Origin of the sequence: Streptomyces sp. Edi4 (assembly GCF_040253615.1) — a bacterium.
Lineage (GTDB): Bacteria > Actinomycetota > Actinomycetes > Streptomycetales > Streptomycetaceae > Streptomyces.
The window spans coordinates 4,705,010-4,727,013 of record NZ_JBEJGY010000004.1; the positions used below are offsets into that span (position 1 = coordinate 4,705,010).

Annotated in this window: 16 protein-coding genes; 5 read left to right on the top strand and 11 right to left on the bottom strand. The window is 71.8% G+C overall.

Features of this window, described 5'->3' with window-relative positions:
- Window positions 1–305: 305 nt before the first annotated feature.
- On the top strand, window positions 306–2,831 hold the full coding sequence (locus ABR738_RS23395) for an ATP-dependent Clp protease ATP-binding subunit (protein WP_350231936.1): 2,526 nt from the start codon (window positions 306–308) through the stop codon (window positions 2,829–2,831).
- Between the two features lie 91 nt (window positions 2,832–2,922).
- On the opposite strand, the gene ABR738_RS23400 is transcribed toward ABR738_RS23395, so the two are convergent.
- From ABR738_RS23400 to ABR738_RS23410, 3 genes are all read right to left on the bottom strand, one after another.
- Window positions 2,923–6,147, bottom strand: a complete 3,225-nt coding sequence (locus tag ABR738_RS23400) for an NACHT domain-containing protein (RefSeq protein ID WP_350231937.1) — start codon at window positions 6,145–6,147, stop codon at window positions 2,923–2,925.
- Window positions 6,144–6,491 (bottom strand): trypco2 family protein, encoded by a 348-nt coding sequence (locus ABR738_RS23405; RefSeq protein ID WP_350231938.1) that lies wholly within the window; start codon window positions 6,489–6,491, stop codon window positions 6,144–6,146. Before ABR738_RS23405 ends, ABR738_RS23400 begins: the two co-directional genes overlap by 4 nt.
- Window positions 6,492–6,590: 99 nt before the next feature.
- Window positions 6,591–9,869: an NACHT domain-containing protein gene (locus ABR738_RS23410; protein WP_350231939.1), complete on the bottom strand. Its 3,279-nt coding sequence runs from the start codon at window positions 9,867–9,869 to the stop codon at window positions 6,591–6,593.
- 364 nt (window positions 9,870–10,233) lie between these two features.
- Here ABR738_RS23410 and ABR738_RS23415 point away from each other — a divergent pair, with 364 nt between their 5' ends.
- The gene (locus ABR738_RS23415) at window positions 10,234–10,881 is read left to right on the top strand and encodes a M23 family metallopeptidase (RefSeq protein ID WP_350231940.1); all 648 of its coding nucleotides are present in this window, start codon (window positions 10,234–10,236) and stop codon (window positions 10,879–10,881) included.
- A gap of 7 nt (window positions 10,882–10,888) precedes the next feature.
- Here ABR738_RS23415 and ABR738_RS23420 read toward each other — a convergent pair whose 3' ends face one another.
- A complete protein-coding gene (locus ABR738_RS23420) occupies window positions 10,889–11,461 on the bottom strand; it encodes a TetR/AcrR family transcriptional regulator (protein WP_350231941.1) in 573 nt (190 codons plus the stop codon).
- Window positions 11,462–11,634: 173 nt separating this feature from the next.
- Between ABR738_RS23420 and ABR738_RS23425 the strand changes: the two genes are divergently transcribed.
- Window positions 11,635–13,227, top strand: coding sequence for an MDR family MFS transporter (locus tag ABR738_RS23425; protein WP_350231942.1), 1,593 nt, complete (start codon window positions 11,635–11,637; stop codon window positions 13,225–13,227).
- A 129-nt stretch (window positions 13,228–13,356) separates the two neighbouring features.
- Here ABR738_RS23425 and ABR738_RS23430 read toward each other — a convergent pair whose 3' ends face one another.
- Window positions 13,357–14,229, bottom strand: a complete 873-nt coding sequence (locus ABR738_RS23430; protein WP_350231943.1) for a helix-turn-helix domain-containing protein — start codon at window positions 14,227–14,229, stop codon at window positions 13,357–13,359.
- A gap of 252 nt (window positions 14,230–14,481) precedes the next feature.
- Between ABR738_RS23430 and ABR738_RS23435 the strand changes: the two genes are divergently transcribed.
- Entirely contained in the window at window positions 14,482–15,243 is a 762-nt protein-coding gene (locus ABR738_RS23435; RefSeq protein ID WP_350231944.1) for an SDR family oxidoreductase, read from the top strand.
- 26 nt (window positions 15,244–15,269) lie between these two features.
- Here ABR738_RS23435 and cseC read toward each other — a convergent pair whose 3' ends face one another.
- The 6 genes from cseC to ABR738_RS23465 all read right to left on the bottom strand — a co-directional run bounded on the left by cseC (window position 15,270) and on the right by ABR738_RS23465 (window position 20,669).
- Window positions 15,270–16,595, bottom strand: a complete 1,326-nt coding sequence (gene cseC, locus ABR738_RS23440) for a two-component system sensor histidine kinase CseC (protein WP_350231945.1) — start codon at window positions 16,593–16,595, stop codon at window positions 15,270–15,272.
- 114 nt (window positions 16,596–16,709) lie between these two features.
- A complete protein-coding gene (gene cseB, locus ABR738_RS23445) occupies window positions 16,710–17,414 on the bottom strand; it encodes a two-component system response regulator CseB (protein WP_350231946.1) in 705 nt (234 codons plus the stop codon).
- 117 nt (window positions 17,415–17,531) lie between these two features.
- A complete protein-coding gene (locus tag ABR738_RS23450) occupies window positions 17,532–18,194 on the bottom strand; it encodes a hypothetical protein (protein WP_350231947.1) in 663 nt (220 codons plus the stop codon).
- A complete protein-coding gene (locus ABR738_RS23455; protein ID WP_350231948.1) occupies window positions 18,182–18,739 on the bottom strand; it encodes a SigE family RNA polymerase sigma factor in 558 nt (185 codons plus the stop codon). Before ABR738_RS23455 ends, ABR738_RS23450 begins: the two co-directional genes overlap by 13 nt.
- Before the next feature lie 318 nt (window positions 18,740–19,057).
- Window positions 19,058–19,990, bottom strand: coding sequence for an iron-sulfur binding domain-containing protein (locus tag ABR738_RS23460; protein ID WP_350231949.1), 933 nt, complete (start codon window positions 19,988–19,990; stop codon window positions 19,058–19,060).
- A 52-nt stretch (window positions 19,991–20,042) separates the two neighbouring features.
- Window positions 20,043–20,669, bottom strand: coding sequence for a phosphatase PAP2 family protein (locus tag ABR738_RS23465; RefSeq protein ID WP_350231950.1), 627 nt, complete (start codon window positions 20,667–20,669; stop codon window positions 20,043–20,045).
- Between the two features lie 231 nt (window positions 20,670–20,900).
- Between ABR738_RS23465 and ABR738_RS23470 the strand changes: the two genes are divergently transcribed.
- Window positions 20,901–21,737 (top strand): hypothetical protein, encoded by an 837-nt coding sequence (locus ABR738_RS23470; protein WP_350231951.1) that lies wholly within the window; start codon window positions 20,901–20,903, stop codon window positions 21,735–21,737.
- The last annotated feature ends 267 nt before the right edge of the window (window positions 21,738–22,004 follow it).

Below are 22,004 nucleotides of genomic sequence, written 5' to 3' on the forward strand. Positions count from 1 at the left end.
ACCGGGGTCCGCCGCATGGACTGTCGGTCCGGACGGGTAAGACATTCCTAGTGGGGAGGGGCGACACGCTCGCCAGACGCTTTCACGTTCGCCATCGGCGTAGTGGAGACAAGGGTATCTGTCTGGCCTGCGGGAACATCGTCTCGCACCATCGGGTTGGAGCAGTTGTCGGCTGTTCGGGCCGGGAGGCATGGAACGGGTGTCGGCAGTTGGAATGAGCTGTCCCGCCCTGCGGGACTAGCATGCGGAAGGACAGGGAGGGGACCGCCCCCTTACTGCCCGACCGCTCTGAGGAGCGATTAACGATGTTCGAGAGGTTCACCGACCGCGCGCGGCGGGTTGTCGTCCTGGCTCAGGAAGAAGCCCGGATGCTCAACCACAACTACATCGGCACCGAGCACATCCTCCTGGGACTGATCCACGAGGGTGAGGGTGTCGCCGCTAAGGCCCTGGAGAGCCTCGGGATTTCGCTCGAGGCGGTCCGCCAGCAGGTGGAGGAGATCATCGGTCAGGGCCAGCAGGCCCCGTCCGGGCACATTCCCTTCACCCCTCGCGCCAAGAAGGTCCTGGAGCTTTCGCTCCGCGAGGCCCTCCAGCTCGGCCACAACTACATCGGCACCGAGCACATCCTGCTCGGCCTGATCCGCGAGGGCGAGGGCGTCGCCGCCCAGGTCCTCGTGAAGCTGGGCGCCGATCTCAACCGGGTGCGGCAGCAGGTCATCCAGCTGCTCTCCGGCTACCAGGGCAAGGAAGCCGCCACCGCCGGCGGCCCTGCGGAGGGCACCCCCTCCACGTCCCTGGTGCTCGACCAGTTCGGCCGCAACCTGACGCAGGCCGCTCGCGAATCCAAGCTCGACCCGGTCATCGGGCGCGAGAAGGAGATCGAGCGCGTCATGCAGGTGCTGTCGCGCCGCACCAAGAACAACCCGGTGCTCATCGGCGAGCCCGGCGTCGGCAAGACCGCCGTCGTCGAGGGTCTGGCCCAGGCGATCGTCAAGGGCGAAGTGCCCGAGACGCTGAAGGACAAGCACCTCTACACGCTGGACCTCGGCGCCCTGGTCGCCGGCTCCCGCTACCGCGGTGACTTCGAGGAGCGCCTGAAGAAGGTCCTCAAGGAGATCCGCACCCGCGGCGACATCATCCTGTTCATCGACGAGCTCCACACCCTGGTGGGTGCGGGCGCCGCCGAGGGCGCGATCGACGCGGCGAGCATCCTCAAGCCGATGCTGGCCCGAGGTGAGCTCCAGACCATCGGCGCCACCACGCTGGATGAGTACCGCAAGCACCTGGAGAAGGACGCGGCCCTCGAGCGCCGTTTCCAGCCCATCCAGGTCGCCGAGCCGTCGCTGCCGCACACCATCGAGATCCTCAAGGGGCTGCGCGACCGCTACGAGGCCCACCACCGCGTCTCCATCACGGACGAGGCGCTGGTCCAGGCCGCGACGCTGGCCGACCGGTACATCTCGGACCGCTTCCTGCCGGACAAGGCGATCGACCTGATCGACGAGGCCGGCTCCCGGATGCGCATCCGCCGGATGACCGCGCCGCCGGACCTGCGCGAGTTCGACGAGAAGATCGCGGACGTGCGCCGCGACAAGGAGTCGGCCATCGACTCCCAGGACTTCGAGAAGGCAGCTTCGCTCCGCGACAAGGAGAAGCAACTGCTGGCGGCGAAGGCCAAGCGCGAGAAGGAGTGGAAGGCCGGCGACATGGACGTCGTCGCCGAGGTCGACGGCGAGCTCATCGCCGAGGTCCTGGCCACGGCCACGGGCATCCCGGTCTTCAAGCTCACCGAGGAGGAGTCCTCGCGGCTGCTGCGCATGGAGGACGAGCTCCACAAGCGCGTCATCGGCCAGAAGGACGCCATCAAGGCGCTCTCGCAGGCCATCCGTCGTACGCGTGCCGGTCTGAAGGACCCCAAGCGCCCCGGCGGCTCGTTCATCTTCGCCGGCCCGTCCGGTGTCGGTAAGACCGAGCTCTCCAAGACGCTGGCGGAATTCCTCTTCGGCGACGAGGACGCGCTGATCTCCCTCGACATGTCGGAGTTCAGCGAGAAGCACACGGTTTCCCGCCTCTTCGGTTCGCCCCCCGGTTACGTGGGTTACGAAGAGGGCGGCCAGCTCACCGAGAAGGTGCGCCGCAAGCCGTTCTCCGTCGTTCTGTTCGACGAGGTCGAGAAGGCCCACCCCGATATCTTCAATTCCCTGCTCCAGATTCTGGAAGACGGTCGCCTGACCGACTCCCAGGGCCGGGTCGTGGACTTCAAGAACACGGTCATCATCATGACGACCAACCTCGGGACCCGGGACATCTCCAAGGGCTTCAACCTGGGCTTCGCGGCGCAGGGTGATGTCAAGACCGGGTACGACCGGATGAAGGCCAAGGTCAACGAGGAGCTGAAGCAGCACTTCCGCCCCGAGTTCCTGAACCGTGTCGACGACACCGTGGTCTTCCACCAGCTGACCGAGGAAGACATCATCCAGATCGTCGACCTCATGATCGACAAGGTGGACGAGCGCCTGAAGGACCGCGACATGGGCATCGAGCTCAATGCCGAGGCCAAGTCGCTGCTCGCCAAGAAGGGCTACGACCCGATCATGGGTGCCCGGCCGCTGCGCCGGACGATCCAGCGGGAGATCGAGGACATCCTCTCCGAGAAGATCCTCTTCGGTGAGCTGCGCCCCGGTCACATCGTGGTCATCGGCACCGAGGGCGAGGGTGAGGAGAAGAAGTTCACCTTCCGCGGCGAGGAGAAGTCGGCGCTGCCCGACGTCCCCCCGATCGAGGACGCGGCCGCCGGCGGCGGTCCGAACCTGAGCAAGGAGGCGTAGTCCTCCCCGGAGGTCTCGCCTGAAGGGGCCGGCCCGGCTCGTACGCACCGTACGAGCCGGGCCGGCCCCTTCTTCCGTGGGCCCTGCGCGTCTACGGGGGCGGTGGGCCGCCGTTGACGGTGACCGACAGGCCCGGGCGGCGCAGCAGGGCGGCCGGGTTCCAGGAGCCGGCCTGCACGGTGCCGACCGCGAGGTCCACCGTCGTCAGCGCGGGGAACACCGTGAGGACCGCGCCGAGGTCGCCGTCGGAGTTGGCGAGCCACAGGTCGAGATGGCGGACGCCGGGCAACGGCGCGACGCCGGTCAGGGCGGCCACCGAGCTCAGCGCCACCCCGAGCCTGGTGATGCCGGGGCGCCCGCGCACATACGCCAGCAGCCGCCGGGTGGTGGCCGACGAGGACGGGGCGAGTTCCAGGTGGGTCAGGGCGGGCCAGCGGCTCAGCGCGTCGAACCCGGCGACCTGGTCGGCCTCCAGGTGCAAGGTGGTGACGCCGGTCAGGACGGGCAGCTGGGACAGGTACAGATCGGTGCTGCTGCCGAACAGCAGGGTGCGCAGGGCGGGCGCGGCGCCGAGCGGGGAGAGGTCGACCTCCTGGGCCGCCATGTCGAGCAGTGCGAGCGAGGACAGTCTCGGCAGCCGGGCGAGCTGGGACAGGTCGCGCAGGCCCGAGCCGCGCAGTACTTCCAGGTCCGCGAGACAGTCCGCGCTGTCGCCCAGGAAGCCGAGGCCTTCCAGGCGTTCGGTGCCGTTCAGGCGCAGCGCCGTCACGGTGCGCCCGCGCAGAGCGCCGCCCAGTTCCGCCGCCGTGAGGTCGGGGGGCAGGGTGATCCACAGCCGGTGGGCGCCGGGGACGTGCGGGAGCTGGGCCAGCTGCCGGCGGGTCTCCAGATGCAGCCGGGCCGCACTCAGATCGAGAATGGCCAGGACGTCACGGGCGTACCGCTCGGCGGGGTAGCGCGACCACTCGGCGGCGAACAGGTCGGCCGCGCCCGGGTGCGCGGCCGCCCAGGCCCGGGCGTGCTCGACGCCCTCCGCGCCGCCGACCCGGTTGATGAGCCCCACCACATGGGCCAGCGCCTCTGGGGCCGCCCGGTCCGGCGCCGGCAGGTGGGTCAGGACCGAGGGGCCCAGGCGCGCGAGCAGGGTGACGGTCTCCAGGTCGCGCGGCGGCAGCAGCGCCTCGATGTGCTCGCCGACGCGGCGCGCGGTGGTCTCGTCGAGGTAGGCGGCGTGCTGGGCGCAGCGGGCCGCGAGCACCTGGATCTTCGCCCGGTCCTGGTGGCCGCGCCTGCGGGTTCCCGCGTCCAGGAGCCCGTTGACCAGGACGGCCCGGTCGCGGCGGCCGCAGTGCCCGGCGGCGAGCAGGATCACGTCCTGCCACTGCTGTTCCTCCGCCGCGTGCCGCAGGAGCTCGCCGAGGTGGCCGTCCTCGACGAACTCCTTGGCGGCCAGGAAGTCCTGGAAGGTGCGGTGGGTGAACTGGAAGACGTTGTCGGCGCGTTCCTGGAGCAGTCCGCTGCGGTTGAGCAGATGTCGCAGCACGTCCTCGGGGGTGCCCTGGGCGCGTACGTTCGCCATGCCGGACAGCGCCCGCTCCAGCCGGCGCAGCGCCTGGTCGCGGGTGAACTCCGACTGGCCCTCGCGCACCAGCCACACCGCGATCCGCTGGAGCAGTTCGGTGCATTCCTCCGCACTGACCTCCAGGCCTTCGGGTGCCTCCACCTTGCGCTGCTGGTCCCGGTTGCCGAGCAGCATCCGCAGGGCCGCCTCGTACAGTTTCCAGCGGGTGTCGGGCAGGAAGCCCTGGCGCAGCCGGTGCAGGGCGCAGATGACGGCGCACAGCAACGGGGTGCGGGCCAGGCCGCGCAGGGTGCTGTTCTGCTTGAACTGCTCGGACAGTTCGCGTTCCAGCTCGTCCAGGTCCTCGTGCGGGCCGCTGTCGAGCCGGGCCGCGCTGTGCCAGGCGGCGATGAACGCGGTGATGTCCTCGTCGTTCATCAAAAGCAGCCGCAGCTCCTCGAAGCCGGCGTACTTCAGCCAGTCGGGCTCGACCGCCATGGGGCGTACCGTCACCACGCAGCGGGTGCGCGGATAGCGGTCAAGGAGCGCGGCGAGCCAGCGGTGGGCCTCCTCGCGGTCCTCCTGCGGCACCTCGTCCAGGCCGTCCACCAGGAGCAGCGCCTGCCCGGTCCGCAGCACGCGCCCGGCCCAGCCCTCGGGCGCCGCGTCCACCACCAGGCGGGCGGCGCTGGGGAGTTGGGCGGGCAGTGGGAAGGTGGCGCCCTGGGCGCGCAGGCTGCGCAGCGGGACCACGAACGGGACGAGTGCGTTGAGGTCGGCGAGTCCGGGGCCGAGCCGGCCCGCCGCCGCGTGGGCCGCGAGCCACCACACCAGGGTGGTCTTGCCCGCGCCCGCCTCGCCACGGATGAGGACCCTCGGGCGCGAGGCGAGCAGCGCGTCGATGCGCTGGGGCGCGCTGTCCATCAGGGCCCGGCCTGCCTGGGGCGGCTCACTGGCCTTGGGTCTCGCCTCCAGACTGAGGTAGGCGGTGTCCAGGTCCCACTCGGAGTCCCGCTTGTTCAGCTCGTCCAGACCGAAGATCTTCGTCTTGCGGTACGAGGCGCCGATGGCCTCCGCGTACTCCCGCTCGTAGAGCTGGTCCTCCAGGGGTACGCCGGTGACCGGTTCCAGGACCGGCACGGCGGCCAGGGTGGCGAACGCGGCGCGCAGGCCCTCCGCCTCGAAGACGGCGCGCAGCGGCACGCACACCACGCGGCGGTGCGCCCGTCCGCGCGGGATCTCCTTGACCAGGCCGAGCAGGGTGGCCCCCGCGAACAGCGGCGCACCCGAGAGGCCCGCGAGCGGCGAGCGTCCGTCGGCGCGCTCGGCGGCCGGTGGCCGGTGCAGTTCGCAGACCAGGTCGCCGCGCCGGCACCCCGCGACCGGCAGGACGGCGCCGACGAACTGGTCGTAGTCGAGGTGGTGGTCGGCGCCGTAGCGCTGGATGTCGGGGAAGCCGATGATCTCGCAGCCGGGCAGTGACTGTGCGGTGTCGACGGCGCCGAGCCGCAGCGTTCCCGGCAGCAGCTCCTCGTCGCTGTAGAGCAGCGCGGCGTCCAACTCCTCGTCCCGCCACAGGGCTTGGGCGCTCACCTCTCCGATGGCGGGGTGGGCGAGCCGGACGGGCGCGGCGCCGGCCAGGTTGTGCGCGCAGGTCAGCACCAGCCAGGGCGAGACGATGACGCCGCTGCCCTGGCAGCCGTCGGACAGGACGGCCACGACCCGGTCGGCGGTCGTGGGCGGTCCTGTGCTCATCGCGGGCCGGCCTCGAACCGGCCGGGCCGGTCGTTGCCGACCCGCCACGCCGAGCCGTCTCCGGCGGCGTGCGGTGTGAGCGTGAAGGACACCTTGTGGGTGCGCGCGGTGGTCCGCCCGGCGTCCGCCCCGGCGTCCACCACCCAGGCCCGCACCTTGGCGCCGCCCTTGATCTCCTTGCGGAGTTCGAGCGTGAACTCCATGTGGATGTCGCCGAGTTCGAAGACCAGCGCCCGTCCGCTCGCCCGCGCGGCGGCGTCGGTGAGCTGATCCCGTACGGACTCGATGGCGTCGGCCAGCTCGATCCCGTCAAACCCTTCGAACGCCGCACCCTCGTCGGTCATGATGCGCCCCCTCGCCTCTGCATCAATTCTCGCGCCGCACAAGGGAGTTGGAACAGGGGTGGGAACGGATGGGGTCGCGCGGGCTGGAGGGCCGGGGTGTCACCGATCGCGGCCAACGAGAGCTCCCCGGTGGGTCAGGCCCACGCCCGGGGCGAGCGCTTCCGTCCCGGACAGCGCGACCGGCGGGAGCTCCACCGTCCTCAGGTCGGGGCAGGCGGCGAGCGCGCTCACGTCCAGTGCGGCCGCGATCCGGCGGCCGCCGATGACGATCAGGTCCCGGACGCATGGGAAGAGCGAGGGAATCCGGTCGAGGGCCGTCTGGGAGGGCCCCTCCAGGAGGAGGGTCCGGATCCGGTCGAGCCGGGCCGATGGCGGCGCCGTGTCCGTGGATGGCCCGGTCACGGCCAGGGTGCGCAGATCGGGCAGCCAGGCCAGCACGGTCCAGTCGGACGCGTCGCGCGGGCTGTTGCGCGGCCCCAGGCGCAGCGTGGTGAGCGAGGTGAAACGTGTCAGGCCGCGCAGACCGTCGGCGGGCCGCCCGGCCCCCCGCAGGTTCAGCGTCCGCAACGGCGCTCCCCTCGGCAGGTCGGAGAGCCGCCACCCCCAGCCGTGCTCGTCCAGGGCCAGGCTTTCGAGCTGGTCGAGGCCCGCGAGGGCGAACGGGTCGAGATCGGGGCCCGCCTCCAGGGCCAGGGTCCGCAGCGGCAGCCGGGTCAGCCGGGTGAGGTCCCTGAGGCGTCCGCAGCCGCTCAGGGTCAGATCGGCCAGCGCGTCCTGACCGGCGAGGAACGCCAGGTTCCGCAGCTCCGGGTTCTCCTGGAGGCGCAGCCCGGTCAGCCGCGCCCGCTCCGTGTAGGCGCGCAGCGCGTCCGGCGACAGGCCGTTGCGGGCATCGAGGAGCGGCCGGGTGCCCAGCTCGCGCAGGGCCGCCAGCTGCTCCTCGGAGGTCACACAGAAGTACAGGCCGGTGGGGTCGAGGCGGGCGATGACCTCGTCCGCGTACTGCCGGGTGTCGAACTGGTTCCAGGACCACGACAGTTGGGCGCGCACGCCGAGGTCCTGGCACCGGGCGAACCGCGCCATGAACGGGATCGCGCGCTCGGATCCGGTGTGCGACGCGGCGATCACCACATGTGCGGCGCTCAGGGGGTCCAGCCCCTCCGGCCCCGGCAGCAGGTCAAGGATCAGCGGGCCCGCCTTGGCCAGGACGCGGGCGGCGGCGGGGCTCGCCGGGGGGATGAAGCCGGCCGTGCGCCGCTCGACCCGCGACCGCAGCGCGGGATCGAGCTCCGCCGCGTGCTCAAGGCACGTCGCGGCCAGCATGTGCACCCGCATGCGGACGGCCGCCGAGGCGTGGTCGTCTCCGAAGGACAGCAACTCGCTGAAGATCTCGCGTCGTTCCCGCGGCCGGGCGTGCGCGACGGCCATCCGGATGACGTCCTCCCACTGGTCGTCGGCGGCGTGCCGCACCAGCTCGCCCCACGCCCCCTCCTCGACGGCGGCCCGCGCGCCGAGGAAGTCCTGGAAGGTGCGGTGCACGAATTCGACGGCGCCGGGGCCCGGCTCGCGGAGCAGTCCGCTGCGGTGCAGGAAGTGGGTGTAGACGGCCGCCGCGTCACCGATGCGGGCGATCTCCGGGACGGCGGGGAGCAGGTCGTCGATGATCTGCTCGGCGCGTGAACGGTCCATCTCCGTACGGCCGTTGCGGATCAGCCAGTAGGCGATGCGCTGGAGCAGCTGGAGCTGGGGCTCCTCGCGCAGCTCGGGCAGGCCGCTCATGCTGCGCTCGCGGTCGCGGCGGGTCAGGAGCATGGTGAGGGCGGCGTCGTAGAGGTCCTTGCGGCCGTACGGCAGGAAACCTCGGCGGTCGCGGTGCAGGGCGCAGATCAGGCCGCACATCAGCGGGTTGGTGGCGAGCCGGCCGAGGTCGGGTTTGGCGCGTACGGAGTCGAGGAGCTGGGCCTCGTACGCGGCGAGGCTCGCCTCGTCCTCGGCGCGGGAGCGGGCGGCCTCGTGCCAGCGGCGGACGAAGGCGGCCACGTCCGACGGGCTCATGGTCGACAGGGTCAGCTCCGCGAAGTCCTCGTCGCCCAGCCAGTCCTCGCGCACGGCCGAGGGGCGGGAGGTGACGAGCCAGCGGTTGCCGGGGAAGGCGGCGATGAGGTCGCCGAGCCAGGAGCGGGTGCGGGAGCGCTCGGCGTCGGGGATCTCGTCGATGCCGTCCACGAGGACCAGGGCGCGGCCCGCCGAAAGGACCCGGGACTCCCAGCCCGGCGGCTGCTCACCGGCCAGCGGGGAGCCGACGGCCGCGAGGAAGTCCTTCGGCGCGGGCAGGCGCTCGCCGTGCCGGGTCAGGGTGCGCAGGGGCAGCACGAAGGGGATGCGGTCGCGCAGATACGTCATCCGGTCGTCGTGGTCCCCGGCGCCCATGCGGGCCGCGCTGACGGCGAGCCACTGCACCAGGGTGGTCTTGCCGGAGCCCGCCTCGCCGCGCAGCAGGACCCGCTCACGGTCGGCCAGGGCCTGGTCGGCGGGCATCGGCAGACAGGGCGAGGCCGGTCCGGGTGTCCCCTCGGGGAAGCGGTCGATGCGGGCCGCGAGCAGGCCCGGATGCCGCTCGTGGCGGGCGGCGGAGGCGCGCAGCTGCTCGGAGAGCTCGGCCCGGGGGAGCGCGGCGGTCGCTTCCAGGCTCAGATAGGCCGCGTCAAGGGGCCAGCTGCCGGGGGAGTTGGTGAGGTCGATGCCGTAGATCGTCAACGTGCCGTGCTTGCGGGCGATCTGGGTGAGATAGCGGCGCTCGAAGGCGGCGTCGTGTCCGTCGGGGCGGGGGGTGCGCGCGATCAACTCGTCCATTTTGGCGTCGAGTTGGGCGTGTCCTCTGGTCTGGTGGACGAGGGAGGCCGGGACGAAGGTGGCGCGCTGGGTGAAGAAGTGCAGGATGTGCAGACAGGTGGCGGCCAACAGGCGCTCGTAGAAGTACGTGGCGTCGGCGGACAGGTGGCGCTCGGGTGCCCGGCTCGCGCGGCGCAGCGCGCGGGCGAGTCCTTCGTGGCCGAGCGCGACGGCGTCCACGTCGGTGAGGTCCAGCTCGCCGAGTGCGTACAGCGTGGCGCTGAGCGCGTCGATGACGGCCTGCTCCTCGTCGGGCGGCACGGCCCGCTCGCCGCTGCGTAAGCCCTCGCGCACCAGGGCGGCCGCGAGTCTGTGCAGGTCCGACTCGGTCAGGGTGCGCTTCTCGCCCCGGAAGGAGATACGGGACGACAGACGCACGGGGTGGTCGGTGAGGCCCGCGCCCGGGCCCTCGGACACGAAGAGCTTCTTCACCAGGGGGCCGACGACGCCCACCGCGAGTTTGAGGCCTATCTGCGCGGGATCCACGGTGCGTCAGCCTAGCCAGAACGGGCGGGCCGTTGGTCCCGAACGGCGCGGGCCGGGTGGCCCGGGGGCGGTGACAAGGCGCACAGCGCGCGGGCGGCCTACTAGGGGGGATAGGGGGCGTTCGGCGGGCGCGGGAGGTATTCCCGGGCTGATCATTACGGCTTTCGGTAGTAGATGGGCGTTTTGAGTGGAGTTGGGGGTTCGGGTTACCAAGGTGGGGCCGACTCGGTGTGCCGCTCTGTGTGCCGGGTCCGCGCAGGCCGTACGGACCCCGCTCACGCCGTGTCCGTACGGCACGCCGTCAGGACCCCGCTCACGCCGCGTCCCTGCGGCGCCCCCGCCCCCGTACCGGAAGAGATCCCGCATGCTTCGGCGCACCGCGTCCCTTGCCGCCCGTCCGTCCCTGTCCCCGCTGCGTGCCGCGGCCGTCGCCGCCGTCGCGACCGGGGTGGGCGCCGTCTCGCTGCTCGGTGGTGGCGTCGCCAGCGCCGACCAGGCCAAGGTTGCCGCCCCCGCCAACGCGGTCGCGGGCCAGGCCCAGGCGCAGGCGAGGGCCGCCGCCACGGCGCAGCGGGCGGCCGCGGCCAAGGCCGCCTCCTGGGTGCACCCGGTGCGGCAGTACACGCTGAGCGCCGCCTTCGGGCTCGGCGGCTCGATGTGGTCGCACAAGCACTCCGGGCAGGACTTCGCGGTGCCCAGCGGCACCCCCGTCGTGGCCGCGCACACCGGGACCGTCGTCAAGGCGGGCCCGGTCGGCGCCGGTGACGGCCCCGCGTACGGCAACGCCATCGTGATCCGGCACGCCGACAACACGTACTCGCAGTACGCCCATCTGTCCCGGATCACTGTGCGCGTCGGCCAGCGCGTGGGCACCGGCGAGCGGATCGCGCTGTCCGGCAACACCGGCAACTCCAGCGGCCCCCACCTGCACTTCGAGATCCGCAGGACGCCGCATTACGGCTCGGCCGTCAACCCGGTCGCGTTCCTGCGCGGGGTCGGCGTCACCGTCTGACGCGGCGCTATGGGCGGCCGCCGCCGGAATTGTGATGGGCCTGGACGACGAGCTCGTTGGCGACCTCGAGGATGCTGGCGCGCTTCTCCTCGGGGTCGCCCTCCACGTCCTTGAGGATGAACAGGCCCGCGTGCATCGACAGCAGGGCGGTGAAGCAGCGGATGCGGTCCGACATCGCGGCGTCCGGATCCTTCAGCAGGTCGACCATCGCGTGCATCCGCTCCTTGAACATCTCGCCGATGCTCAGCTCGCGCATGGTCGCCTGGTTCTCCTGCATGAACCGGAACAGCGGTTCCGCCCCGAACAGGGCCTGGCTGTAGCGCCGCAGGATCTCCTGCTTGACCTCCAGGGTGTGCGGCTGTTCCTTGCCCCATTCGATCAGCTCGTCCATGGGCCTGGTGAGGTCCTGGAAGAGGCTGATGATGATGTCTTCCTTGGTCTTGAAGTGGTAGTAGAGCGCGGCCTTCGTCACATCCAGGCGCTCGGCGATCTCGCGCAGCGAGGTCTTCTCGTACCCCTGCTCGCCGAAGAGCTCCAGGGCAACGTCCTGGATCCGCTGGCGGGTGTTTCCTCTGGCCATGCCGCTCTCCCGAATGCGTCCGGCCGCCGTCCCCCGGTGGCCGTGCCGGTTCATCATTAACTTGCTTGACGCCCGGCTAGTTAGGGTCTACCTTCCCCAGTGTAGTGGGAACTAGCCGGGCGGCAAGTAAGTGACCCGCACGGTGGACAGCAGGCTTCAGGGAGTTGGGGACGATGGCGACGGGGATATCTCAGGAGCGGGTGGCGGAGGCGGAGGCGCCCGAAGGACCACAGCCGCGCAGCGTACGGGTCGTGCTGCTCGCGCTCATGATCGCGATGCTGCTCGCGATGCTCGACAACATGATCGTGAACACGGCGATGCCGACGATCGTGGGCGAACTCGGCGGCCTGGAGCATCTGTCCTGGGTGGTGACCGCCTACACCCTGGCCACCGCAGCCTCCACCCCGATCTGGGGCAAGCTCGGCGACATGTACGGGCGCAAGGGCGCGTTCCTCACGTCCATAGTGATCTTCCTGGCCGGCTCCGCGCTCAGCGGCATGTCCCAGGACATGACCCAGCTCATCGGCTTCCGCGCGATCCAGGGCCTGGGCGCCGGCGGCCTCATGGTCGGCGTCATGGCGATCATCGGTGACCTCATCCCGCCCCGCGAGCGCGGCAAGTACCAGGGCATGATGGCCGGCGTCATGGCGCTCGCCATGATCGGCGGTCCGCTGGTCGGCGGCGCCATCACCGACCACCTCGGCTGGCGCTGGACCTTCTACATCAACATCCCGCTGGGCGCGGTCGCGCTCGCCATGGTCACCGCCGTGCTGCACCTGCCCAAGAAGCGCTCCCGCGGCCGGATCGACTACCTCGGCACCCTCCTGCTGACCGTCGGCATCACCTCGATCGTCCTGGTCACCACCTGGGGCGGCCAGCAGTACGCCTGGGACTCCGCGATCATCATGGAGCTCATCGCGCTCGGCGTGGCCGCCATCATCGGCTTCCTCTTCGTCGAGAAGCACGCCGCCGAGCCGATCGTGCCGCTGCACATCTTCCGCAACCGCAACTTCTCGCTGATGTCCTCGATCGGCTTCCTCACCGGCTTCGTGATGTTCGGCGCGATGCTCTTCCTGCCGCTGTACCAGCAGTCCGTGCAGGGTGCCTCCGCCACCAACTCCGGTCTGCTGCTGCTGCCGATGCTGCTCTCGATGATGGCCGTCTCGCTGATCGCGGGCCGGGTCACCACCAGCAGCGGCAAGTACAAGATCTTCCCGATTCTGGGCGGCGCGCTCGTCGTGATCGGCCTGTTCCTCCTCTCCACGATGGACACCACCACGACCCGGCTCATGTCCGGCGTCTACATGGCGGTGCTCGGCGCGGGCATGGGCTTCCTGATGCAGATCACGATGCTGGTCGCGCAGAACAGCGTCGAGATGAAGGACATGGGCGTCGCCTCGTCCTCCACGACCCTCTTCCGTACGCTCGGCTCGTCCTTCGGCGTCTCGATCATGGGCGCGATCTTCACCAACCGGGTGGGGGACGAGATGAAGCACCGGCTCGGTGCGGCGGCGTCCTCGGGGGCCGGGAACCTGGCCTCCGCGCAGCTGGACCACGCGAGCCTGCTGAAGCTGCCGGCGCCGGTCCGCGAGGCGTACCAGTACGCCGTCTCCTCCGGCACGCACGGCACGTTCCTGGTCGGTTCGATCGTCGCGGTGGCGCTGTTCGTGATGGCGCTCTTCGTCAAGGAGGTGCCGCTGCGGGGCGCCGCGCCGACGCCGGCCAAGGACCAGGGCGACGCTCCTCTCGCGGAGCCGGCTCTCTGACCCGGCCGGCTGCCCGGACACCCCCGCCCCCTTCCGCGCGACGCGGTCGGGGGCGGGGGTGTTTTCGCCGCCCGGTCTCGCGGCGGCCCGGTCTCGCGGCCGCCCGGGCCCAGGGACGGCGCGGGTTGGTCAGGGTGCCTTCGGGGGCGGGGCGTCGGTGACCCGGTCGTCGGCCACGCCCGTGGGCTCGGAGGGCACGAGCGCGGCCAGGAGGCGCAGCTTCTCGTCGCTGTCGCTGCCCTTGTCCGGGTAGTAAAGGACAAGGATGACGTCGTCGATGGGGAGTTTGTCGCGGTGCAGGCGCAGTTCCCCGACGACGGGGTGATGCACCGTGACCGTGCCTCCGTCGAGACTCCGCACGTCATGGCGGGCCCACAGGGTGCGGAAGCGCTGACTGGACAGGGCGAGTTCTCCGACGAGTTCGACGAACCGTGGGTTGTCGGTGTCGTCCCCGATGGTGGTGCGCAGGGCGGCGACGAAATCGGCGGTCGCCCTGGTCCAGTCCTGGTGGAAGGCCTGCTCCTCGGGGTCGAGGAGGAGGGAGCGCAGCCGGTTGAAGCCGGGCCGCAGCCGGGGGGAGAGCGCGACGGCCAGGGGGTTGGAGGCCAGGACATCGAACGCGCGCCCCTCGACGAACGCGGGGAGCTGAAGGTGGGCGAGCAGTTCGTGCACCCGCGCCGGCACGTGCTCGGGCCGCTTGCGGCGTGGCGCCCTGGGGCGGGCCGCCGCGAGTCCCAGCAGATACGTGCGCTCGACGTCGTCGAGCCGCAGGACACGCGCGAGCGAGGCGAGCACCTGGGCCGAGGGGTTCTTGTCGCGGCCCCGCTCCAGACGCAGGTAGTAGTCGGGACTGATCCCGGCCAGCAAGGCGACTTCCTCACGGCGCAGCCCGGGCACGCGGCGGTTGCCGCCGGGCGGGAGCCCCGCCTGTGCCGGGGAGACCAGCGCCCGCCGGGCACGGAGGTAGCCGCCGAGCGGGTTGCCGGATTCCTCAGCCTTCATGCCGACACAGTAATCCGGCGCCCGGGGCGCCAAGGGGGCCCTGGCAGGACCAGGGAAGACGAGGGCCCTGCCTCGCCGCGCGCCTGCCGTCAAGACTGCGGTGACACCGTTTCGCAAGGGACAGAGGATCTCGCTGTCTGGCGTGCGAGGGACAGAGGACAACCGCTGTCTGCTGCCGCAAGAGACAGCGGACATCCTTGTCCGCGCCGTGGCTCGATCGCCGTCGGCGCCCTGGACTGAAGGGCAGATCTCATGGATCTCTCCCACCGCACCGTTCTCATCGTCGGCGCGACCTCGGGTATCGGGCGGGAGCTGGCCCGCCGGTTCGCCGCGGCCGGCAGCGTCGTGTCCGCGGGCGGGCGCAACCCGGAGGCGCTCGCGGAACTCGCCGCGGAAGGTCTGACCACCTTCGATGTCGACGTCACGGACAGCGCCTCCGTCGCGTCCTTCCGCGACGCCGTCCTCGCCCGCCACCCCGAGCTCGACACCGTGGTGACCATGGCCGGGGTCATGCCGCTGGAGGACCTGCGCGACCCCGCGCACTTCGGGGCGGCGGCGGCGACGATCGACACCAACCTGCTCGGCACCATCCGGGTCATCGACGCCTTCACCCCCCACCTCATCCAGCGGGGCGCCGGCACCTTCATCACCGTCACCTCGGGAATCGCCTTCCTGCCGTTCCCGCCCATGCCCAGCTACGCCGCGTCGAAGGCCGCCGTACACGCCTACTCGGAGGCGCTGCGCGCGCAGCTCGACGGCACCGGCGTCGGCGTCGTCGAGCTCGTCCCCCCGGCCGTCGCCACGGCAGGACAGGAACAGGTGAACCCGCACGCGCTGCCGCTCGACGCCTTCGCCACCGAGGTCATGCGGCTGCTCGCGCAGGACCCCACCCCCCGCGAGATCCTGGTGGAGAAGGTCCTGACGCACCGCTGGGCCGAGCGCGAGGGCACCTACGACGACCTCGTCGCCCAGCGCTCCCGGGCCCTGGCCATGCTTCCGGGCCGCGCGGGCTGACGCCGTTCGGCCAAGGCCGGCGGGGCCTACGTCCGGCGTGCGCCCCTGGTCGGGGGCTGGATGGGGAAGGAGCCCGTGTTGGTCGGCGCGTGTTCGGGGAGCCAGAGCACCGCGATCGCCCCGCCCGCGCCCCCGGCGGCACCGTCGGGGGCCACGTTGCGGAAGGTCAGCCGGGCGCCGAGCACCTTCGCCTGGCCCGCCGCGATCGTCAGACCCAGGCCGTGCCCGTTGCCCGACCGGTCGCTCGACCCGGTGCGGAACCGGCTCGGCCCGTCCCGCAGCAGCGCCTCGGGAAACCCGGGCCCGTGATCGCGGACGCGTACGACCCGGCCCTCGACGGTGACCTCGACCGGACCCCCGCCGTGCTTGGCCGCGTTGCCCAGGAGGTTGCCCAGGATGCGTTCGAGGCGGCGCGGGTCGGTGCTGACCCACGACTCGTGCACGACAGTGACCCGCGCCTCGGGATCGAACGCGGCGACGCGCCTGCTGACGAACTCACCGAGCGCGATGTCCTGCAACTCAGCCCGCTCGGAAGCGCTGTCGAGCCGGGCGACCTCAAGGACGTCCTCGACCAGGGTGCGCATGGCCTGCGCCCGGTTGCGCACCAGTTCGGTGGGGCGCCCGGGCGGCAGCAGCTCGGCGGCGGTCAGCAGGCCGGTGACGGGGGTGCGCAGCTCGTGCGCGATGTCCGCGGTGACCCGGCGCTCGGCCTCGATGCGCTCCTGGAGGGCGTCGGTCAACGCGTCCACGGCGCGGGCGAGTTCGTCCGTCTCGTCGCGTACGAAACCGCCGATGGCGTCCCGCACCCGTACCTCGGTGTTGCCCTCGGCGACCTTGCCCGCGGCGTCGGCCGCCTTGCGCAGGCGGCGGGAGATCTGGCCGCCGATCAGGATGCCCAGCGCGCAGCCGCCGAAGACGACCGCGACCGAACCGATGACGAGGGCGCGGTCGAGGTCGGCCATCACGTTGGAGCTGCGGTCGGTGAACGTGGAGTGCAGCGACAGGACGTCGCCGTTGCCCACCGGGACGGCCGCCCAGATGTCGGGCGGCCCGCTGCCGCGCTCCTGCACCGAGGAGACCTTGCGCCCCTGGAGGGCCTTGGTCTTCAGGGCGGGCGGGAGCCCGGGATCGTTCAGCTTGGTGCCGAAGCGGACCCGCTTGTTGCTGGTCTCGTAGTAGTTCTGCGCGAAGTTGAGCCGTTCCATCTGCACGTCGCGGGCGTTGTCGAGCATCGAGACACGGGCGGCGTTGTGCACGACGAGGCTCAGCGCCATCACGGTGAGCGCGCCGACCGCGGTGATGGCGATGCTGATCTTCCAGCGGACGCCGGTGCGCAGGGCGGGGCGCCTCATACGACGTGGTCCTGTTCGGCTTCGGCGTGGCGGCGGCCGGGGATCCGGGGGTCGTCCCCCGGGGGACACTGCGCGCGAACGCCGGTGCGCGGGGCGGGGCGCCTCATCTGTCCCTCATGCCTTCAACTTGTAGCCGAAGCCACGGACGGTCTCGATCCGGTCCTGCCCGATCTTGGTCCGCAGCCGCTGTACGTGCACGTCCACGACCCGGGTGTCGCCGCCCCAGCCGTAGTCCCACACCCGCTCAAGGAGCTTGTCGCGGGACAGGACCGTGCCGGGCGCCGAGGAGAACTCCAGCAGCAGCCGCATCTCGGTCGGCGTCAGGGCGACGGTCTCACCGCGCTTGCGGACCTCCATGCCCTCGGTGTCGATCTCGATGTCGCCGAACGCGAGTACCCCGCCGTCGGACTCGGTGTCCGAGGTCTCGGCGGCGGATCCGGGCCCGCCCGCGTGGCCGAAGCGGCGCAGCACGGCCCGGATCCGGGCGACCAGGACCGCGCCGTCGAAGGGTTTGGTGACGTAGTCGTCCGCGCCGGCCTCCAGGCCGAGCACCACGTCGATGGAGTCGGCGCGCGCGGAGAGCATGATGACCGGCACGGTCGACTCGTCACGGATCCGGCGGCACAGGCTGACCCCGTCAAGACCCGGCAGCATCACGTCGAGCAGCGCGATGTCCGGCCGGTCGGCGCGGAAGGCCTCAAGGCCAAGGAGCCCGTCGGGCATGGCGGTCACGGTGAAGCCGTCCCGTTCAAGGGCGAGCTGGGTGGCCTCACGGATGACGTCGTCGTCCTCGACGAACAGGACATGGGTCTCGGCCATCGCGCTGCTCTCCCCGATCTCCGGCGGTCTCGTGCGGCACCCGGGCCGGGCCCGGGCGCCCTACCCAGTCTGCGGTATGCCGGCCGCGCCGCTCACCGGCCGGCGCCGCCCGCCCGGTCAGGGGGAGGCGGGCACGGGCGCGCTGGTCCCGTTCCCGTCGACCGCCTTGCTGTAGTCGTTCTCCACCTGGCTCTGCTGGGCGAACTTACCGCTCACGCCGCCCGACCAGTGATATGTGGTGACGACCTCGCTCGACGCGAACGCCGGCTTGTCACCCGGCGCGTACATCTGCCGGGTCACCACCAGGTCGCCCCGGTCGATCTCGGCGTACACGGGGGTCTCCTCGGCGGTGAAGATGTTGTCGTAGGCGGTGCCCGACGCCCGGTACACATAGGCGCCGAGGCCCACCGCGTCGGCGCAGTTCATGACGTTGACGATGACGTCCTGCCCGGTCGGCCCCGTCAGGTGCCCGTAGGTCACGTCGATGGGGTACTCGTCCTTGGTGCAGGGCTTGAGCTGCGCCTTCACCCGGGCGCTGACCTTCGGGTCGGCCTTCAGGAGCCGCACCGGGTCGACCTTCTTGAACGGGGCGGGCGAGGACGCGGTCGGTGACGGCGTGGCGTGGGCGGCCTTGTCGGGCTGGGCGGCCTCACCCTCGTCGCGGGTGCCGGTGCCGCCCGTGGAACAGCCGGTCATGAACAGCCCGAGGGCGGAGATCCCGGCCAGTGCCGTGGTCCCCGCCGAAAGAGCGCTCCCCCTGTGCCTGTTCAGGCCGCGCACCGCTCCCGCCCCTTTACCTCGCCCGCGCCGCCGTGCTCAAGGGCGCGGAAGTCGAGCTCGCGGCTCTCCAGCTCCTGGCGGAGCCGGGCCAGCGCCCGGTGCAGCGTGCTCTTGACCGTGCCGGCCGACATGCCGAGCGCCGCGGCCGTCTCCTCGGTGCTCATCTGCTCCCAGTGTCGCAGCACGACGACGCTGCGCTGCTTGGGGGCGAGGACCTTCAGGACGTCCATGAGGAGGGCGCGGTCGGCGCGCTGCTCGGAACCGTCCTCGACGCGGGCGTCGGGCAGCTGCTCGGTCGGGACCTCTTCGAGCTTGCGGGCCCGCCACCACTCGGTCCGCGTGTTGATCATGACGCGGCGCAGATAGGCGTCGGCCAGGGTCTTGTCCGCGATGCCGTCCCAGCGCCCGTAGGTGCGGGCCAGCGCGGTCTGGAGGAGGTCCTGCGCGTCCACCGGGTCGGGAACCAGCCGCCGGGCACTGCGCAGCAGCGCGTCCTGCCGGGTGCGTACGTACTCCTCGAACTCAAGCACCTCGCCCTGCGCCATACCCAACCGCCTCCGTCGTCCCCGTGAGCTGGTCCCGCTCGTCCTGCTGGTCGCTTACGGGAATGAAGCTACGGAGCGTCTGTCACGGGCCTGTGCGGAGCAGCCGTCGGCCGACGCACGGAGAGCCATCGGTTGTGTAACAGCGGAGGTTTACCGCCGCTTTCCAGGGGTAACGCGGCTCTTCTGGGTCTTAGAGGTGCATATGGACAACGCTGTCGACAACGGTGTCGAGGCCTGCGGCCGCCCGTACGGCGCCGGGCGCCGACGCCGTACGGGCGGGGCCGGCCGGCGCCCAACACGAGCCCGGGGAGCGGGGGTTCAGGACTGCGGCAGCCGGTAGAAGCCGCCCTCAAGGGGCTCCACGAGACCGTCGGAGACCAGGCCGTCCAGCGCGCGGGCCCGCTGGACCGGCTCGGGCCACACCGCGTCCAGCGCCGCCTGCGGCACACGGGCGGTGGCATCCCGCAGGACCGCGAGGAGGCGGCCGCGCACCTGACGGTCCGTGCCCGCGTACGTCTGGCCGCGCCGCGCCGGGCCCTGGTGCGCGGGTTTGCCGGCCAGCCGCCAGGCGCACCGGTCGGCGATCGGGCAGCGCCCGCACGTCTCGTTCTTGGCCGTGCACACCAGCGCGCCCAGCTCCATGGACGCGGCCGCCCAGCGCGCCGCGGTGACGTCGTCCTCGGGCAGCAGCGCCCGGGCCAGGCGGCGCTCGGCCGCGGTGGTCGCGGTCGGCGGGTACTGCGTGCCGGTCACCGCGCGCGCGAAGACCCGGCGCACGTTGGTGTCAAGGACGGGGTGGCGCTGGCCGTACGCGAAGGAGGCGACCGCGGCCGCCGTGTACTCGCCGATGCCGGGCAGCGCGAGGAGCTGGCCGTGATCGGCCGGTACGTCGCCGCCGTGGCGTTCCGTTATGGCGAGGGCGGCGCCGTGCAGGCGCAGCGCGCGGCGCGGGTAGCCGAGCCGGCCCCAGGCGCGCACCGCCTCGCCGGGAGCCTCTGCGGCCAGGTCGGCCGGGCGCGGCCAGCGCGCCAGCCACTGCTCGTACACCGGCAGGACCCGGCTGACGGGGGTCTGCTGGAGCATGAACTCGCTGACCATCACGCCCCAGGCGCCCGCTTCGGGGCGTCGCCAGGGCAGGTCGCGAGCGTGCTCGCCGAACCATCCGATGACGGATTCGTGGAGGACGGCGGGCTCGGTCGTCTCGTTCGCGGACACGGTGGACACGGGGGGCGTCGTCGGCAGAATGTTCATCGCAGATCCGATCCTGGCACGACCGGCCGGTAAAGGGGGCGCGCGGCGTTCCTCAGCGGCGTGCGTGCTGCCGGGCATGCGGGCGTGCGCCGGGGCCCGTGAACCAGGCGGCCGCCGCGATGTCACTCGTACGCATCGACTCGGCCAGGGCCCGCGCCGGGCGCGCGCCCGCCTTCACGACGAGCAGCGCGATGAGGGAGCCGAGCACGAGACCGGCCGCCACGTCGTGCGGGTAGTGCACCCCGACGAAGACCCGTGAGAACGCCATCGCGAGCGCCATCGGCACGGTGAGCAGCCAGATCCGCGACCAGGCGAGCGCGAGGGCGACGGCGGCGGCGCCGGCGATGGTGGCGTGGTTGGAGGGGAAGGACCAGTCGCCGTGGGCGGGGCAGGCGATCAGCGAGGTCGCCGCGCCCGCCACGGCCCGGCAGGGCCGCTCCTCGTCGATCAGCGACTTCATCACCTCGCTGCACAGGTAGGCGGCCGCCGTCGCGAGCGGCGCCAGCAGGGCCAGGGCGAACGACGTGGTGTCCCGGCGCCGCGCCCGCCACCAGGCGCAGACGAACAGCACGCCGAACAGCAGCAGGCCGAGCTCCGTCCAGACCTCGACGAAGCTCCGCACCCAGGACGGCATGTCGTGGGCGAAGTCGGTGATGTTGCGGTAGAGCTCACTATCCATGGTGACGGACAGTATGAATGATGACGGAGGGGCGACCGCGAGCCGACCACTCGATGACCGGTGGGCGGCCGGAAGGTGCCGCGCGGACGGCCGCTGCCGCCGCCCGGGAAGCGCGAGCTAACCGCCCCCGGGTTGCGGAAACCCTCCTCCGGGATGATGATCCGCAAAACTTGCCCACAGTGGCGGCGGGTGGGGCCGGAGTTGGCGCCGATCTCTCGTAAGGTTCGGTGCGTGGGATCACTGCGCAATCCGGTCGGGCCGCTTCCCTCCTCCATCTACTGGCGACGGAGGGCAGTCGCGCTGTCCTTGATCGCGTTGCTCGCCGTCCTTGTGCTGTGGGCCGTCACCTCCGGGGGCGGCAGCGGGAACAAGGGGAGCGGCACCAACAAGGGCCCCGATCCCACGCATTCGATCACCCCGGGCCCCTCGGGCTCGGGCCCCGCCATCAGCACCGCGCCGGGTGGCCGCGACCAGTCGAGCGGTTCGGGCGGCTCCGGCGGTTCCGGGGGCTCGGGCGGTTCGGGCGGTTCCGGTGGCGGCAACTCCGCTGACGGCGGTGCGGGTACGGGTTCGGGCGGCGCGCCGGGGTCCGACTCCGGTTCTGGCGGCGGGAGTTCGGGCGGAGGCGGCGGCGGTGCGGGGGTCCGGGTGCCGGCCGGGTCGAGTGTGCCGACCTGTGCGCCGGGGGCGCTGACCTTGACCCTGCGCAGCACCAAGACGTCCTACGAGCCGGGGGAGAAGCCGCGCATCGAGGTCGTGCTCAAGAACAACGCGTCGTCGGCGTGCAAGGCGGATCTCGGGCCCAAGGAGGCGGTGGTGACGGTGACGTCCGCCGGCAACGACCGGGTGTGGTCCACGCAGGACTGTGCGGCGGGTGACTCCGGGGCGTTCTTCCAGGTGCCGGGTGCCGCGTCGATCACGCATACGGTCGAGTGGGACCGGTCCACGTCCGTGCCGGGCTGTGCGACGCCCTCCGGTGGGGTGGTGGGGCCCGGCACGTACCTGGTGGAGGCCCACGTCCCCGGCCTCCCCGTAGCCCGAGCCTCCTTCGCCCTGGCCAAGGACTAGCCCCGGGGCGCGGGCCGGGTGCGGGTGCGCAGTTCCCCGCGCCCCTGACTACCCGGCGCTGGCCCGCACGGGCATCCTCAGCCCATCCGGGATGCCCCCGGGAACCCCGGCTGCGGACCGCGCGTGGCTGGTCGCGCAGTTCCCCGCGCCCCTTGGCGGGGCTCATACTGAGGCATCCTCAGCCTGTCCGGCGTTTGAGGACGAGCGCGTTCAGCGCGATCGGGGTCTGGGGCGGAGCCCCAGGGGCCCTGGCTGCGGGCCGTGCGT

Excerpts from the sequence above, each read along its gene's own strand:
- ABR738_RS23395 (WP_350231936.1), top strand. The coding sequence starts at position 306 with ATGTTCGAGAGGTTCACCGACCGCGCGCGGCGGGTTGTCGTCCTGGCT.
- ABR738_RS23400 (WP_350231937.1), bottom strand. The coding sequence starts at position 6,147 with ATGAGCACAGGACCGCCCACGACCGCCGACCGGGTCGTGGCCGTCCTG.
- ABR738_RS23405 (WP_350231938.1), bottom strand. The coding sequence starts at position 6,491 with ATGACCGACGAGGGTGCGGCGTTCGAAGGGTTTGACGGGATCGAGCTG.
- ABR738_RS23415 (WP_350231940.1), top strand. The coding sequence starts at position 10,234 with ATGCTTCGGCGCACCGCGTCCCTTGCCGCCCGTCCGTCCCTGTCCCCG.
- ABR738_RS23420 (WP_350231941.1), bottom strand. The coding sequence starts at position 11,461 with ATGGCCAGAGGAAACACCCGCCAGCGGATCCAGGACGTTGCCCTGGAG.
- ABR738_RS23425 (WP_350231942.1), top strand. The coding sequence starts at position 11,635 with ATGGCGACGGGGATATCTCAGGAGCGGGTGGCGGAGGCGGAGGCGCCC.
- ABR738_RS23430 (WP_350231943.1), bottom strand. The coding sequence starts at position 14,229 with ATGAAGGCTGAGGAATCCGGCAACCCGCTCGGCGGCTACCTCCGTGCC.
- ABR738_RS23435 (WP_350231944.1), top strand. The coding sequence starts at position 14,482 with ATGGATCTCTCCCACCGCACCGTTCTCATCGTCGGCGCGACCTCGGGT.
- cseC (WP_350231945.1), bottom strand. The coding sequence starts at position 16,595 with ATGAGGCGCCCCGCCCTGCGCACCGGCGTCCGCTGGAAGATCAGCATC.
- cseB (WP_350231946.1), bottom strand. The coding sequence starts at position 17,414 with ATGGCCGAGACCCATGTCCTGTTCGTCGAGGACGACGACGTCATCCGT.
- ABR738_RS23455 (WP_350231948.1), bottom strand. The coding sequence starts at position 18,739 with ATGGCGCAGGGCGAGGTGCTTGAGTTCGAGGAGTACGTACGCACCCGG.
- ABR738_RS23460 (WP_350231949.1), bottom strand. The coding sequence starts at position 19,990 with ATGAACATTCTGCCGACGACGCCCCCCGTGTCCACCGTGTCCGCGAAC.
- ABR738_RS23465 (WP_350231950.1), bottom strand. The coding sequence starts at position 20,669 with ATGGATAGTGAGCTCTACCGCAACATCACCGACTTCGCCCACGACATG.